The 13,791-nt window shown below is 68.7% G+C and carries 14 protein-coding genes and 1 riboswitch; of the genes, 4 read left to right on the top strand and 10 right to left on the bottom strand.

Annotation, left to right across the window (positions count from 1 at the left end):
* Nucleotides 1-8: 8 nt before the first annotated feature.
* The 10 genes from I4U41_RS05105 to glyA all read right to left on the bottom strand — a co-directional run bounded on the left by I4U41_RS05105 (nucleotide 9) and on the right by glyA (nucleotide 8,426).
* Nucleotides 9-194 (bottom strand): hypothetical protein, encoded by a 186-nt coding sequence (locus I4U41_RS05105; RefSeq protein WP_206860020.1) that lies wholly within the window; start codon nucleotides 192-194, stop codon nucleotides 9-11.
* Nucleotides 195-385: 191 nt separating this feature from the next.
* On the bottom strand, nucleotides 386-1,354 hold the full coding sequence (gene thiL, locus I4U41_RS05110) for a thiamine-phosphate kinase (protein WP_206860021.1): 969 nt from the start codon (nucleotides 1,352-1,354) through the stop codon (nucleotides 386-388).
* A 70-nt stretch (nucleotides 1,355-1,424) separates the two neighbouring features.
* Nucleotides 1,425-1,886: a transcription antitermination factor NusB gene (gene nusB, locus I4U41_RS05115; RefSeq protein ID WP_206860022.1), complete on the bottom strand. Its 462-nt coding sequence runs from the start codon at nucleotides 1,884-1,886 to the stop codon at nucleotides 1,425-1,427.
* Nucleotides 1,883-2,350, bottom strand: a complete 468-nt coding sequence (gene ribH / locus I4U41_RS05120) for a 6,7-dimethyl-8-ribityllumazine synthase (protein ID WP_206860023.1) — start codon at nucleotides 2,348-2,350, stop codon at nucleotides 1,883-1,885. The genes nusB and ribH overlap by 4 nt, the downstream gene beginning before the upstream one ends.
* Before the next feature lie 128 nt (nucleotides 2,351-2,478).
* A complete protein-coding gene (gene ribB, locus I4U41_RS05125) occupies nucleotides 2,479-3,600 on the bottom strand; it encodes a 3,4-dihydroxy-2-butanone-4-phosphate synthase (RefSeq protein ID WP_206860024.1) in 1,122 nt (373 codons plus the stop codon).
* A gap of 10 nt (nucleotides 3,601-3,610) precedes the next feature.
* The gene (locus I4U41_RS05130) at nucleotides 3,611-4,210 is read right to left on the bottom strand and encodes a riboflavin synthase (RefSeq protein WP_206860025.1); all 600 of its coding nucleotides are present in this window, start codon (nucleotides 4,208-4,210) and stop codon (nucleotides 3,611-3,613) included.
* A gap of 126 nt (nucleotides 4,211-4,336) precedes the next feature.
* A riboswitch (FMN riboswitch) is annotated at nucleotides 4,337-4,527 on the bottom strand.
* Between the two features lie 108 nt (nucleotides 4,528-4,635).
* Nucleotides 4,636-5,397 (bottom strand): class I SAM-dependent methyltransferase, encoded by a 762-nt coding sequence (locus I4U41_RS05135; RefSeq protein WP_206860026.1) that lies wholly within the window; start codon nucleotides 5,395-5,397, stop codon nucleotides 4,636-4,638.
* Between the two features lie 21 nt (nucleotides 5,398-5,418).
* A complete protein-coding gene (gene ribD / locus I4U41_RS05140) occupies nucleotides 5,419-6,546 on the bottom strand; it encodes a bifunctional diaminohydroxyphosphoribosylaminopyrimidine deaminase/5-amino-6-(5-phosphoribosylamino)uracil reductase RibD (protein WP_206860027.1) in 1,128 nt (375 codons plus the stop codon).
* A complete protein-coding gene (gene nrdR / locus I4U41_RS05145) occupies nucleotides 6,546-7,067 on the bottom strand; it encodes a transcriptional regulator NrdR (protein ID WP_206860028.1) in 522 nt (173 codons plus the stop codon). The genes ribD and nrdR overlap by 1 nt, the downstream gene beginning before the upstream one ends.
* Nucleotides 7,068-7,172: 105 nt before the next feature.
* Nucleotides 7,173-8,426 carry a serine hydroxymethyltransferase gene (gene glyA, locus I4U41_RS05150; protein WP_206860029.1) on the bottom strand — a complete coding sequence of 418 codons (1,254 nt, stop codon included), beginning with the start codon at nucleotides 8,424-8,426 and terminating at the stop codon, nucleotides 7,173-7,175.
* A 114-nt stretch (nucleotides 8,427-8,540) separates the two neighbouring features.
* On the opposite strand from glyA, the gene lpxO reads away from it, so the two are divergent.
* The 4 genes from lpxO (at nucleotide 8,541) to I4U41_RS05170 (ending at nucleotide 13,779) form a co-directional block, all read left to right on the top strand.
* The gene (gene lpxO, locus I4U41_RS05155) at nucleotides 8,541-9,500 is read left to right on the top strand and encodes a lipid A hydroxylase LpxO (protein ID WP_206860030.1); all 960 of its coding nucleotides are present in this window, start codon (nucleotides 8,541-8,543) and stop codon (nucleotides 9,498-9,500) included.
* 236 nt (nucleotides 9,501-9,736) lie between these two features.
* Nucleotides 9,737-11,398 carry an energy-dependent translational throttle protein EttA gene (gene ettA / locus I4U41_RS05160; RefSeq protein WP_206860031.1) on the top strand — a complete coding sequence of 554 codons (1,662 nt, stop codon included), beginning with the start codon at nucleotides 9,737-9,739 and terminating at the stop codon, nucleotides 11,396-11,398.
* Nucleotides 11,399-11,460: 62 nt separating this feature from the next.
* A complete protein-coding gene (pyrF, locus tag I4U41_RS05165) occupies nucleotides 11,461-12,276 on the top strand; it encodes an orotidine-5'-phosphate decarboxylase (protein ID WP_206860032.1) in 816 nt (271 codons plus the stop codon).
* A 159-nt stretch (nucleotides 12,277-12,435) separates the two neighbouring features.
* The gene (locus tag I4U41_RS05170) at nucleotides 12,436-13,779 is read left to right on the top strand and encodes an NCS2 family permease (protein WP_206860033.1); all 1,344 of its coding nucleotides are present in this window, start codon (nucleotides 12,436-12,438) and stop codon (nucleotides 13,777-13,779) included.
* The last annotated feature ends 12 nt before the right edge of the window (nucleotides 13,780-13,791 follow it).

A 13,791-nucleotide genomic window follows, 5' to 3' on the forward strand; every position in this document is an offset into this window, starting at 1 on the left:
GCGGCGCGTCAGAGGAACTGGTCGAGCTTGCGCATCACCAGCATCATGCCGACCACCCAGCACAGGATCACCAGCAGCACCGCACCCCAGTTGCTGCCGATCCTGCCGCGCCGGCGCTGCATCCAGAAACCCAGCGCCAGCAGCACGGTGGGCACGATGAAGAACAGCATGCCGATCAGGAACCTCGTTTCCACGCGAATCCTCCCTGGGCAAGGACTACCGGCGACGGGCTGATCTTACGATGCTATCGGGCTTCGGCGAGGCCGGCCGCTATTGTAGCCCGGGTAAGCGAAGCGCACCCGGGGATCGCCTCGCCCGAATCGTCGATGTCGCCCGCCACCCGACCTCCGGGAAACCGCGAACGGACCTTGTCGGCCTTCAGCGCTCACGCGAAATGCTGATACCCCGCACGACCGGATTCCCACGGCGCACCGAGCGCATCGAACGCCCGCACACCCTCGCCCGCCTCGACGCGACCGATGCGCGCGACGGGCGTTCCGGTCTCACGCGCGATCCGCTCGATCTCATCCCGCAGCCCGGACGCAGCGGTGAAGCACAGTTCGTAATCGTCGCCCCCGGTGGCCTGCAGGGCATGACGCGTCGCATCGTCGAACGCGGCGCGCAGCGCATCCGATGCAGGCAGGCGGTCGAGCTCGACGCGCGCACCGACACCGCTCGCACGCGCGACATGCGCCAAATCCGCCAGCAGGCCATCGGAAACATCGATGCACGCATGCGCCACGTCGGCGAGTGCCGCGCCGAACGCAAGACGCGGCGTCGGCCGATCCAGGCGCGCGCGCAGGAACGCGTCGCGCGGCGAACCTTCGTGCCACTGCGCCAATGCGGCGGCGGCGTCGCCGAGCGTGCCGCTGACCCAGACGTCGTCGTCGATACGAGCGGCATCACGACGCAGCGCGCGGTCCGGCGCCACGAACCCGTGCACGGTCACGCTGATCGAAAGCGGCCCGCGAGTCGTGTCGCCGCCCACCAGCGCGGCGCGATGCGCGTGGGCGAGTTCGAGAAAACCATCGAGGAAGCCATCCACCCAGGCCGCGTCGCCGCCCGGAAGCGACAGCGACAACGTGCACCACGCGGGCTCCGCGCCCATCGCCGCCAGATCGGACAGATTCACCGCCAGCGACTTCCAGCCGACGTCCGCCGGTGCGGTGTCTTCGGGGAAATGCACGCCCGCGTTGAGCGTGTCTGCGGCTACGACCAGCAGGCGCCCGGTTGGGACCCGCAGCAGCGCGGCGTCGTCGCCGATGCCGAGCACCACGTCGTCCCGCGCATGCACGCGGCGACGGATGCGGTCGATCAGGTCGAATTCGCGTGCGTCGCGATGCGGATCACTCACGGGACACTCCGGCGTGTGCGGTTCGACACTGCCACCGCGACGCGCGTTGCGCGGTCGCGGCGATGCCGCTTCATCGCGGACGCGGCGCCTTCACTTCCGTCGCGCGCCACTCGGCGGCGGCGTGATCGAGCACGCCGTTGACGTAGGTGTGCCCGTGTTCGGCACCGAAACGCTTCACGGTTTCGATCGCCTCGTTGATGACCACGCGGTACGGCACGTCCGGGCGCATGCGCAGCTCGTACGCCGCGATGCGCAGCGCGGCGCGCTCGATGGCGTCGACCTGCTCGATGTCGCGATCGAGGAACGGCTTGAGCGCATCGTCCAGCGATTCGACATTCGCTTCGACGCCGCGCACGAGGTCCTCGAAATACTCCAGGTCCGCCTGCTCCTTGGCCTGTTCGTGGGCGAACTGCGCGATCACCTCGCGCGCGCTCGATCCCGACATCTGCCATGCATAGACCGCCTGCAACGCGCGGCGGCGCGCACGCGAACGGGCGACAGGATCGATTCCATCCGGACGACGACGGTTCATGGCAATTGCCCCAGCAGATGACTCATTTCAAGTGCGGCCAGCGCCGCTTCCTCGCCCTTGTTGCCGTGCGTGCCACCGGCGCGGGCCTCGGCGTCCTCGTGGCGCTCCACGGCGAGCACGCCGTTGGCGACCGGGAATCCGTACTCCAGTTGCACGCGCATCAGGCCGTCCGAACACCCGTCGGCGACCTGCTCGTAATGACGCGTATCGCCGCGCACGACGCAGCCCAGCGCGACCACGGCGGCATGCCGGCCGGCCTTCGCCAGGCGCGTGGCGACGACGGGGATTTCCCATGCGCCGGGCACGCGGATGACGTCGACCGCGGACTCGTCCACGCCGTTCTCGGCGAAGGTCTTGCGCGCGCCGGCGACCAGCGTATCGGTGATGCGCGGGTTCCAGCGGCTGGCGATGATCGCGAATCGCGCGCCCGGGGGGCTGCGCAGGTCGCCTTCGAAGTGGGTCATGGGGCGTTCTTGGTGAAGGGCGGGGATTCTAGCGCGATGTCGGCGTGGGCGCCGTGGAGCCCTCGCCGCCACGAACGAGAGTGGAGGAACGAGTGAGGCAATCGTCGCTCGTCGCCCGTCGCTCGTTCCTAGTCACTCGTTTCCGGTCCCGGCACGTACTCCACCACCTCCAGCCCGAACCCGGCCAGCCCGATCTGCTTGCGCGGCGTGCCCAGCACGCGGAGCTTGCCCAGGCCGAGGTCCGCGAGGATCTGGCCGCCGGCGCCGTTGCGCCGCCACTCGGCGAGCGCGTGGCCGCGGGTCGGGCCGGCCTCGTCGGCATGCTGCGGCGCGCGGATGCGGGCCAGCAGCGCGTCGGCATCGGCGTGGTCGGCCAGCAGCACCAGCGCACCGCGGCCTTCGGCGGCGATCGCCTTCAGCACGTCGCCCACGGCCGGGCCGAAGTCCGGGCGCCGCCAGTGCAGCGCGTCGGCGAGCGGATTCTGCACGTGCACGCGCACCAGCGTCGGCGTGGCCGCGTCGGGCGTGCCGCGACGCAGCGCGAAATGCAGCGCGTGGCTGAGGCGGTCGCGGTAGGTGAACAGTTCGAACGGACCGTGCTCGGTGTCGATCTCGCGCGCATCCACGCGCTCGACCGTGTGTTCGGTCTCCAGGCGATAGCGGATCAGTTCCTCGATCGAACCGATCTTCAATCCATGCTCGGCCGCGAACGCCTCCAGTTCCGGACGACGCGCCATGCTGCCGTCGGCGTTGAGGATCTCGACCAGCACGCCGGCGGGTTCCAGGCCGGCCAGCAGCGCCAGGTCGCTCGCCGCCTCGGTATGCCCCGCGCGATTGAGCACGCCGCCGGGCTGCGCTTGCAGCGGGAAGATGTGGCCGGGCTGCGAGAGATCGCTTGCAGAAGCGTCCGGCCGCACGGCGGTGCGCACCGTATGCGCGCGGTCGTAGGCACTGATGCCGGTGGTGACGCCTTCGGCCGCCTCGATGCTGACGGTGAAGTTGGTGTGGTGCGGCGAGGTGTTGTCGCGCACCATCGGCGGCAGGCCGAGCTGGCGGCAGCGTTCGCGCGTGAGCGACAGGCACACCAGGCCGCGCGCGTGCGTGACCATGAAGTTGATGTCCTGCGGCCGCACGAGTTCGGCGGCCATGATCAGGTCGCCTTCGTTCTCGCGGTCCTCGTCGTCGACGATCACGACCATGCGGCCGTTGCGGATTTCTTCGAGCAGTTCGGGAATCGGGCTGAAAGGCATGTCGTTCCCCCTATTCGGCACGGCCGGCGAGCAGCCGCTCGACGTAGCGCGCGACCAGATCGATTTCCAGGTTCACCGCGTCGCCCACCTGCGTATGCGCGAAACGCGTGTGCGCGACGGTGTGCGGGATCAGCGCGACTTCGAAACCCGCATCGTCCACTTCGTTCACCGTGAGGCTCACGCCGTCGACGCAGATCGAGCCTTTCTTGGCGATGTAGCGCAGCAGCGGCGCCGGTGCCGAGAAACGCCAGCGCTGCGCGCGCGCATCGGGTTCGATGCGCTCGACGCGGCCGAGTCCGTCGACGTGTCCGCTGACCAGATGCCCGCCGAGGCGATCGGTCGGGCGCATCGCGCGCTCCAGGTTCACCGCGTCGCCGACGGCGAGCGCGCCGAGCGTGGTGAGCGCGAGCGTTTCGTTCGATGCATCGGCCGCGAAGCTGCGCGCGCCGTACTCGATGACGGTGAGGCAGACGCCGTTGACGGCGATGCTTTCGCCCAGCCGCACGGCGTCGAACGCGAGCGTGCCGACGTCGACGGTGAGGCGGACGTCGCCGCCGCGGTGTTCGAGCGAAGCCAGGCGGCCGACGCCTTCGATGATGCCGGTGAACATCAGCGCGCCTCCTGCTTGGAAGCGGCATGGGTAGTGAAGCGCTGGGTCATTGAAACGTTTCTCGATCTGGAGTGAACGAAAAACGCCTCAAGGCATGAGGCAGGCGCACGGCACGGGGCCGTGTGCGGCTGTCTTCTTTCATCCGGACTTTCCGGGAAGCTCGCGCTTTCCGACCGTCGGCTCCGGCATTGGACCGGATCTGCTGACCCTCTTCGCCATGGGCGGCGAGGCGCTCGCGGGCTCGTGCGAACGACGCTGCCGACAGCGCCATCGCACCTACCGCCGGTGGGGAATCTCACCCCGCCCTGAAGACGTTACGTGTTGTGGATGCCGGCGAACCGGCGCGGGGATTCTAGCACCCGCGCCCCGGGAGGCCCGCCGGACGGACTGTTCCGCGTCTGGCGCCTACCCGGCACCGGCGGGTTTCAGGCCTTCTGCCGCAGGTGCAGGAACAGCGGCCAGCGGATTGTCCGGGTCTCGTCCGGATCGCCCCAGCTCGCCGCCAGTGAGGGCGCGTGCCGCGCCACCGGGTCCTCGCCCGCATCCGCCGCGCACCGCGCGACGGCCGACATGCTCGACAGATAGCGCAGGAAATGCGCCAGCGACCACTCCGCCTCCAGCCACAGCGCGGGGGCCGGCAGCGCGGGGAACGGCCAGTCGTAGCCGGCGTAGTGCGCGTCGATCTGCGCGCGTTCGGGCGGCCAGTACGGATCGATGCGCGCGCGGAAATCCTCCACGGCTTCGACCATTCCTTCCGGCGCGACGAAATCCGCATAGCCCCACGCCGCCAGCACGCCGCCCGGCGCGAGCACGCGTTCGCATTCAGCGAAGAACGTCAGCCGGTCGAACCAGTGCAGCGCCTGCGCGACGGCGACGAGCCCGACGCTCGAATCCGGCAGCGATGCGCGCTCGCCGGGCTCCACCGCAAGACTCACGCTGTCCGTGCCCGGTTGTGCCCAATGCTGCGCCAGTTGCTTCGCGCTCGGCTCGGTCGCGTGCACGTGCGCGAAGCGCGCGGCGAGCCCGCGCGTCGCCTGCCCGCTGCCGCAGCCCGGCTCCCACACGCGCGCGTCCCGCGGCACGACCGCGGCGATCGCGTCGAAGAGTTCGTCCGGGTACTCCGGGCGCGCCTGCGCGTACGCATCGGCGATGCCGGAGAAGTGGTCCTTGAAGTTCGCGCCGCTCATGTGCGCCTCCTCAGGCGTCGATCAGGCCGTCGGCTCCTGCGCGGAAGCCTCCGGGCGCAGCAGCAGGCGGATGTCCTGCCCGATGTAGCGCGATTCGACGATCGACATCTTCAACTTCTGCGCCATCGTGTCGATCGCCAGCCCGTCGAACATCGGGCGCGCGCGTTCGCCCAGCAGCACGGGCGCGACGTAGAGCAGCACTTCGTCGACGAGTCCCGCACTGAGGAAACCACCCGCCAGCGTGGCTCCGGCTTCGAGCTGGATCTCGTTGACGCCGCGTTCGGCGAGCAGGCGGAGCACGGCGTGCAGGTCGAAGCGACCTTCGCGCACGGGCACGGCGGCATGCTGCGCGACCAGTCCGCGCGGCGGCTTGGCATCGGGCGCGTGCAGGTACAGCGTCGGCGCGTCGCCTTCGCGCACGCGGCCACGTGCGACGGTCGCCAGTCCCGGATCGAGCACCACGCGCATCGGCGGCACGAACGGCGTGTCGTCGTGCATGCGCACGGTCAGCGCCGGATCGTCGGCGAGCACGGTGCCCGCGCCAGTGACGATCGCGCCGCTGCGCGCGCGCCAGTGCTGCACGTCCAGGCGCGAGGCCTCGCCGCTGATCCATTTCGATTCGCCGCTGGCGAGCGCGCTGCGCCCGTCCAGGCTCGTGGCGAGCTTCACGCGCAGCCATGGCCGGCCGCGCTCGACGCGCGAAAGGAAGCCGCGGTTGAGCGCGCGTGCCTGCGTTTCCATCAAGCCCGAAGCGACTTCGATTCCCGCTGCACGCAGCTTCTCGAAACCGGCGCCATCGACCTGCGGAAACGGATCGCGCATCGCCGCGATGACGCGCGCCACGCCCGCGGCGATCAACGCATCCGCGCACGGGCCGGTGCGGCCGACGTGCGCGCACGGCTCCAGCGTGACGTAGGCGGTCGCGCCCTTCGCGCGTTCGCCGGCATCGCGCAACGCGTAGACCTCCGCGTGCGGTTCGCCCGAGCGCTGGTGCCAGCCTTCGCCGACGGCCTCTTCGCCATGCGCGATCACGCAGCCGACCATCGGATTGGGCCTGGTCGTGTAAGCACCGCGCTCGGCCAGGCGCAGCGCGCGCGCCATCATGGCGTGGTCGGTGGCGGTGAAGGCGTCGATCGGACGCTGGCTCATCAACGTTTCCTGTTGCGCGGCGAGGACTCGGCTTCTTCTTCCAGCAGCGGCAGCTGGCCCTCGCCGGCATTGTCGCTCTCCAGGCGGTCGAGTTCCTCGCGGAAATCGGCCACGTCCTGGAACGCGCGATACACCGAGGCGAAGCGCACGTAGGCGACGTGGTCGAGTTTGCGCAACTCGGTCATGACGAAATCGCCGACGCGACGCGACGGCAGTTCGCGTTCGGCGGTCATGCGCAGGTGGTGCACTACGGCGCGCACGGAGGCTTCGATCTGCTCTTCCGACACCGGGCGCTTCTGCAGCGCGCGATCGAAACTGGCGCGCAGCTTGCGCGCATCGAATGCCTCGCGCCGACCGTCGCTCTTGATGATCAGCGGCAGCTTGAGCTCAATGGTTTCCAGCGTCGAAAACCGCTCGCCGCAGGCTTCGCAGACGCGACGACGGCGGATCGTCGCGCCGTCGTCGGACACGCGCGAGTCGATCACGCGGGTGTCGGGGTGTTGGCAGAAGGGGCAATGCATCAGCGAGCCGGCAAAGGAGAATGGGGAATGGGGAATCGGAAAGCGAGGCCAAGGCGACGGGCGCCTGCTCCGGGCATTCCCGATTCCCGATTGCCGATTCCCGTATCAGCCATACACCGGGAACTTCGCGCACTGCGCCGTCACCTTCTCGCGCACGGCGGCGATGACGCTCTCGTCCTTCGGCGCGTCGAGCACGTCGCAGATCCAGTTGGCGAGCTCGATGCAGTCGGCCTCGCCGTAACCGCGCGTGGTGACCGCCGGCGTGCCGATGCGCAGGCCGGAGGTGACGAACGGCTTCTGCGGGTCGTTCGGCACCGCGTTCTTGTTGACGGTGATGTGCGCCTTGCCGAGTGCGGCTTCGGCGTCCTTGCCGGTCACGCCCTTGCCGATCATGTCGATCAGCATCAGGTGGTTCTGCGTGCCGCCGGACACGATCTTGTAGCCGCGCGCAATGATCGTCTTCGCCATCGCCTGCGCGTTCTTCACGACCTGCTGCTGGTAGGCGGTGAATTCCGGCTCCAGCGCTTCCTTGAAGGCCACGGCCTTGGCGGCGATGACGTGCATCAGCGGCCCGCCCTGGATGCCCGGGAAGACGATCGACTGCAGCTTCTTCTCGATCTCCTCGCCGGCGCCCTTCGCCACGATGATGCCGCCGCGCGGTCCGCGCAGCGTCTTGTGCGTGGTGGACGTGACCACGTGCGCGTGCGGCAGCGGGTTCGGATACACGCCGGCGGCGACGAGGCCGGCCACGTGCGCCATGTCGACGAACAGGTACGCGCCGACCTTGTCGGCGATGGCGCGGAAGCGCGCCCAGTCGATCTGCTGCGAATAGGCCGAGAAACCGGCGACGACCATCTTCGGCTTGTGCTCCAGGGCGAGCTTCTCGACTTCGTCGTAGTCGATCAGGCCCTGGTCGTTCACGCCGTACTGGATCGCGTTGAACAGCTTGCCGCTGACGTTGACCTTGGCGCCGTGGGTCAGGTGGCCGCCGTGGGCGAGCGACATGCCGAGGATCGTGTCGCCCGGGTTGAGCAGGGCCAGGTAGACCGCCTGGTTGGCCTGGCTGCCCGAATGCGGCTGGACGTTGGCGTAGTCGGCCCCGAACAGCTGCTTCAGGCGCTCGATCGCCAACTGCTCGGCCACGTCCACGTACTCGCAGCCGCCGTAGTAGCGCTTGCCCGGGTAGCCTTCGGCGTACTTGTTGGTCAGCACGCTGCCCTGGGCCTCCATCACGCGCGGGGAGGCGTAGTTTTCCGAGGCGATCAGCTCGACATGGTCCTCCTGGCGGCGCGCCTCGTTGGCGATGGCCTGGGCGAGTTCATCGTCGTAACCGGCGATGCGGGCGGAGCTGGGGAACATTCGGCAACCTCGGGCGTGGGGTGGTCAGGGGCCGGCGAGGCCCGGAAAGCTGCCGCGGCCGGGTCGAAGATGGTAGCCCAGGGCTTAAAATGCGGCCAGCGAGCACGCCGGCCCATGGGCCGTCAAGGCGAGCTTTCCGCCCCCCACCCCACAGGGAATCCTCCGACCGTGAAATGGGTCTTCGTCCTGCTGTTCCTCGCCAGCGCGGTGTACGTGCACTACCGCGGCCGGGTGCGGCACCGCCTGGGCCGGCAATTGCTGGACCACTCCACCTTCATGGCCCCGATCAACGTGCTGATGTACGCGTTCTCGCGCGTGCCGACCACGCCGTTCATCGCCGATCCGGGCCGCCACTTCCCCGAGCTGGAACCGCTTCGCCAGAACTGGCGGGCGATCCGCGCCGAAGCCCTCCGCCTGCGCGAGCTGCAGCACATCAAGGCGGCCGAGGGCTACACCGACGTCGGTTTCAACTCGTTCTTCCGCCGCGGCTGGAAGCGCTTCTACCTGAAGTGGTACGACGACGCCCACCCGTCCGCCGCCGAGCTGTGCCCGCAGACCACCGCGCTGCTGAAACAGATCCCCAGCGTGAAGGCCGCGATGTTCACCGAGCTGCCCCCGGGCAGCGAGCTGCGCCCGCACCGCGACCCGTACGCCGGGTCGCTGCGCCTGCACCTGGGTCTGGAAACGCCCAACGACGACGGCTGCTTCATCGAGGTCGACGGCCAGCGCTACAGCTGGCGCGACGGCGAGTGGACGATGTTCGACGAGACCTACATCCACAGCGCCCGCAACGACACGCAGGGCAACCGGATCATCCTGTTCTGCGACGTGGAGCGTCCGCTGCACACCGCCCCGGCGCGGGTGTTCAACCGGTTCGTCGCGCGGAACCTGATCGCCGCCGGCGCCTCGCCGAACCAGGAAGGCGACAGGACGGGCGGCTTCAACCGGCTCTTCAAGTACTTCTATGCCCTGCGCCTGAAGGCCAAGGGCCTGCGCGAGCGCAACAAGTCGCTCTATTACGGGCTGAAGTACGCGGCGGTGGCGCTGGTGGTGGCGCTCATCGTCTGGATCTGACGTTCCTGCGCGTGTAGCCCGGGCAAGGCCGAAGGCCGCACCCGGGAGCCCGCCGCGGCCCGAACCCCGGGGTGCGCTCCGCCTACCCGGGCTACAGACGCCCGGGTTTCCCAAGCTGAAGCCAGCGCGCCTCCCGCGCTGGGAAAGCCGCCCCTTCTGCGGGATAATCGCCGCTTCCACCCGCCCGACCAGGCCACTCCCGGCCGGCATGGGCGCGTCCCGGTTCCGGAGAGCGCATGCAATACATCTACACCATGAACGGCGTCAGCAAGGTCGTGCCGCCGAAGCGTCAGATCATCAAGGACATCTCGCTGTCCTTCTTTCCGGGCGCGAAGATCGGCCTGCTGGGCCTCAACGGCGCCGGCAAGTCCACCGTGCTGAAGATCATGGCCGGCGTGGACACCGATTTCGTCGGCGAAGCGCGCCCGCAGCCGGGCATCAAGGTCGGCTACCTGCCGCAGGAACCGCAGCTCGATCCGGAAATGACCGTGCGCCAGGCCGTGGAAGAAGGCGTGGGCGACGTCATCAACGCCCAGGCCGCGCTGGAAGCCGTCTACGCCGCCTATGCCGAGGAAGGCGCCGACTTCGACGCGCTCGCCAAGGAACAGGAGCGCCTGGAGGCGATCCTCGCCGCCGGCGACGCGCACACCCTGGAGAACCAGCTGGAAGTCGCCGCTGACGCGCTGCGCCTGCCGCCGTGGGACGCGAAGATCGGCAACCTGTCGGGCGGCGAGAAGCGCCGCGTCGCGCTGTGCCGCCTGCTGCTGCAGAAGCCGGACATGCTGCTGCTCGACGAACCGACCAACCACCTCGACGCCGAATCCGTCGAATGGCTGGAGCAGTTCCTCGCGCGCTACACCGGCACCGTGGTGGCCGTCACCCACGATCGCTACTTCCTCGACAACGCCGCCGAGTGGATCCTCGAACTCGACCGCGGCCGCGGCATTCCGTGGAAGGGCAACTACACCGAGTGGCTCGTCCAGAAGGAAGAGCGCCTGAAGCAGGAAGAAAACCAGGAGAAGGCGCGCCAGAAGGCGATCGCCAAGGAACTGGAGTGGGCGCGCCAGAACGCCAAGGGCGGCCGTTCGAAGGGCAAGGCCCGTCTCGCGCGCATCGAGGAACTGCAGTCGGTCGACTACCAGAAGCGCAACGAGACGAATGAAATCTTCATTCCGCCGGGCGAGCGCCTGGGCAACAAGGTCATCGAGTTCAAGAACGTCAGCAAGAAGTTCGGCGACCGCCTGCTGATCGACAACCTGTCGTTCTCGGTGCCGGCCGGCGCGATCGTCGGCATCATCGGCCCGAACGGCGCGGGCAAGTCGACGCTGTTCAGGATGATCACGGGCCAGGAGACGCCGGATACCGGCGAAATCGACATCGGCCCGACCGTGAAGCTGGCCTACGTCGACCAGAGCCGCGACAAGCTGGAAGGCAACCACAACGTCTTCCAGGAAGTCTCCGGCGGCCTGGACATCCTCAACATCAACGGCATCGAGATCCAGTCGCGCGCCTACATCGGCCGCTTCAACTTCAAGGGCCAGGACCAGCAGAAGCTGGTCGGCACGCTCTCCGGCGGCGAACGCGGCCGTCTGCACATGGCCAAGACCCTGCTGCAGGGCGGCAACGTGCTGCTGCTCGACGAACCGTCGAACGACCTGGACATCGAAACGCTGCGTGCACTGGAAGACGCGCTGCTGGAGTTCCCGGGCAACACGTTCGTCATCTCGCACGACCGCTGGTTCCTGGACCGCATCGCCACCCACATCCTCGCCTTCGAGGGCGACTCGCACGTGGAGTTCTTCCAGGGCAACTACCGCGAGTACGAGGAAGACAAGAAGCGCCGCATGGGCGACGAGGCTTCCAAGCCGCATCGCCTGCGCTTCAAGGCTTTGAAGTAAGGCGACGACCGACGCTCGCCTGCAAAGGCGGGCGTCTTCGCAATGGAACAAGGAACGCCACGATGAGCTTCATGCAGACGCTGCGCGCACGATGGACGCAGGCCGGTTCGCTGGTCTGCGTCGGCCTGGACCCGGAACCGGCGAAGTTCCCCGCGATCTTCGCGAACGACGACGACGCGGTCTTCAACTTCTGCCGCGCCATCGCCGATGCCACCGCGCCGTATGCCTGCGCCTTCAAGCCGCAGATCGCGCACTTCGCCGCACTCGGCGCGGAAGGCGCGCTGGAGCGGCTGATCGCGCACATCCACGCGCGACATCCCGGCGTGCCGGTGATCCTCGACAGCAAGCGCGGCGACATCGGCAGCACGGCGCAGCATTACGCCACCGAGGCGTTCGATCGTTACGCCGCCGACGCGGTGACCGCCAATCCCTATCTCGGTCGCGATTCGGTGCAGCCGTTCCTGGATCGCGCCGATCGCGGCGTGGTGATCCTGTGCCGCACGTCGAATCCGGGCGCGGGCGATCTGCAGGACCTCGTCATCGATGGCCGGCCGCTCTACCAGCACGTCGCCGAGAAGGTCGCGCGCGAGTGGAACACGCACGGCAACTGCTCGCTGGTGGTCGGCGCGACCTGGCCCGCGCAGCTGAAGGAAGTCCGCGCGATCGTCGGTTCCGACGTGCCCTTCCTCGTCCCGGGCGTGGGCGCGCAGGGCGGTGACGTCGAAGCGGTGGTGACCCATGCGAAGAGCGCGGACGGCGCCGGACTCATGGTGAGCAGCTCGCGCGCGATCCTGTACGCATCGAAGGGCGACGATTTCGCCGACGCGGCAGCGAACGCGGCGCGCGAACTGCGCGACCAGATCAACCGCTTCCGCTGAGTCCAGCAGTCTTGTGGCCCGGGTAAGCGGAGCGCACCCGGGACTTGCGGCGGCGCGAGGCTCATCCCGTGGCATGTCGCGACCATTTCCCGATGCTGCCGCACGCCGCCGCAGGCTAACCTCTCCAGTCTGCCGCACTCCCCTCCCCCAGGACCCGCCATGGCACGCCCCGCCTTCCGCGCGCTGGATTCGCTGTTCAGGTTGCGCCAGCACGGCACCGACGTGCGCACCGAAATGGTCGCCGGCCTGACTACGTTCCTCACGATGTCCTACATCGTGTTCGTGAACCCGAGCATCCTCGGCAATACCGGCATGGACACCGGTGCGGTGTTCGTCGCGACCTGTCTTGCAGCGGCGATCGGCACGCTGGTGATGGCCTTCGCCGCGAATTACCCGGTCGGCATGGCGCCAGGCATGGGCCTCAACGCGTTTTTCGCCTTCACCGTCGTCGGCGCGATGGGCTACACGTGGCAGCAGGCGCTGGGCGCGGTGTTCGTCTCGGGCGTGGTGTTCCTTCTGCTCACCATCACCGGCGCGCGCGCGTGGCTGATCGCGGGCATTCCGCATTCGCTGCGCAGTGCGATCACCGCAGGCATCGGCCTGTTCCTCGCGATCATCGCGTTGCAGAAGTCCGAACTGATCGTCGGCGATCCCGACACGCTGGTCGCGCTCGGCGATCTGCGCGAGCCCGAACCGCTGCTGGCCGTCGCCGGCTTCCTTCTGATCGCCGTGCTCGAAGCGTGGCGCGTGAAGGGCGCGATCCTGATCGGCATCCTCGCCGTCACCGGCGTCGCGCTGCTGTTCGGCCGCGTGCAGTACCACGGCATCGTCGACGTGCCGCCAAGCCTGGCGCCGACGTTCCTGCAGCTGGACATCGCCGGCGCGCTCGGCGGTGGCGACGGGTTCTCGATCGCGGCGATGCTGCACGTCGTCATCGTGTTCGTGCTGGTGGAAGTGTTCGACGCCACCGGCACGCTGATGGGCGTCGCACGCCGCGCGGGCCTGCTGCCGCTGGACGATGCCTCGGCCGCGCAGCAGAAGCGTTTCGGCCGCGCATTGTTCGCCGACAGCTCGGCGATCCTGGCCGGCTCGGTGCTCGGCACCAGCAGCACCACGGCGTACATCGAAAGCGCGTCGGGCGTGCAGGCCGGCGGGCGCACGGGACTCACCGCGCTCGTGATCGCCGCGCTGTTCCTGCTCGCGCTGCTGTTCTCGCCGCTGGCGTCGATGGTCCCCGCATACGCGACCGCGCCCGCCCTGCTCTACGTCGCCGGCCTGATGCTGCGCGAACTGGGCGACGTGCACTGGGACGACCTCACCGAAGCCATCCCCGCCGCGCTGTGCACGCTGGCGATGCCGTTCACCTACTCCATCGCCAATGGTCTGGCGTTCGGCTTCATCGCCTACGCCGTGCTGAAGCTGTTCACCGGCCGCGCCCGCGAGGCGCACGCGGCGGTGTGGCTGGTGGCGGTGCTGTTCGTGCTGCGGTTTGCGTTGGAGTGACGACGCCGGGCG

It is taken from the genome of Lysobacter changpingensis (assembly GCF_017308985.1).
In the GTDB taxonomy this organism is placed as follows: Bacteria; Pseudomonadota; Gammaproteobacteria; order Xanthomonadales; family Xanthomonadaceae; genus Lysobacter_J; species Lysobacter_J changpingensis.

Coding starts and splice junctions, on each gene's coding strand:
- ribD (WP_206860027.1), bottom strand. CDS start 6,546: ATGAGCCAGCGTCCGATCGACGCCTTCACCGCCACCGACCACGCCATG.
- ribB (WP_206860024.1), bottom strand. CDS start 3,600: ATGCCTTTCAGCCCGATTCCCGAACTGCTCGAAGAAATCCGCAACGGC.
- I4U41_RS05135 (WP_206860026.1), bottom strand. CDS start 5,397: ATGAGCGGCGCGAACTTCAAGGACCACTTCTCCGGCATCGCCGATGCG.
- glyA (WP_206860029.1), bottom strand. CDS start 8,426: ATGTTCCCCAGCTCCGCCCGCATCGCCGGTTACGACGATGAACTCGCC.
- nrdR (WP_206860028.1), bottom strand. CDS start 7,067: ATGCATTGCCCCTTCTGCCAACACCCCGACACCCGCGTGATCGACTCG.
- ribH (WP_206860023.1), bottom strand. CDS start 2,350: ATGACCCACTTCGAAGGCGACCTGCGCAGCCCCCCGGGCGCGCGATTC.
- pyrF (WP_206860032.1), top strand. CDS start 11,461: ATGAGCTTCATGCAGACGCTGCGCGCACGATGGACGCAGGCCGGTTCG.
- ettA (WP_206860031.1), top strand. CDS start 9,737: ATGCAATACATCTACACCATGAACGGCGTCAGCAAGGTCGTGCCGCCG.
- nusB (WP_206860022.1), bottom strand. CDS start 1,886: ATGAACCGTCGTCGTCCGGATGGAATCGATCCTGTCGCCCGTTCGCGT.
- I4U41_RS05130 (WP_206860025.1), bottom strand. CDS start 4,210: ATGTTCACCGGCATCATCGAAGGCGTCGGCCGCCTGGCTTCGCTCGAA.
- lpxO (WP_206860030.1), top strand. CDS start 8,541: ATGGGCCGTCAAGGCGAGCTTTCCGCCCCCCACCCCACAGGGAATCCT.
- I4U41_RS05170 (WP_206860033.1), top strand. CDS start 12,436: ATGGCACGCCCCGCCTTCCGCGCGCTGGATTCGCTGTTCAGGTTGCGC.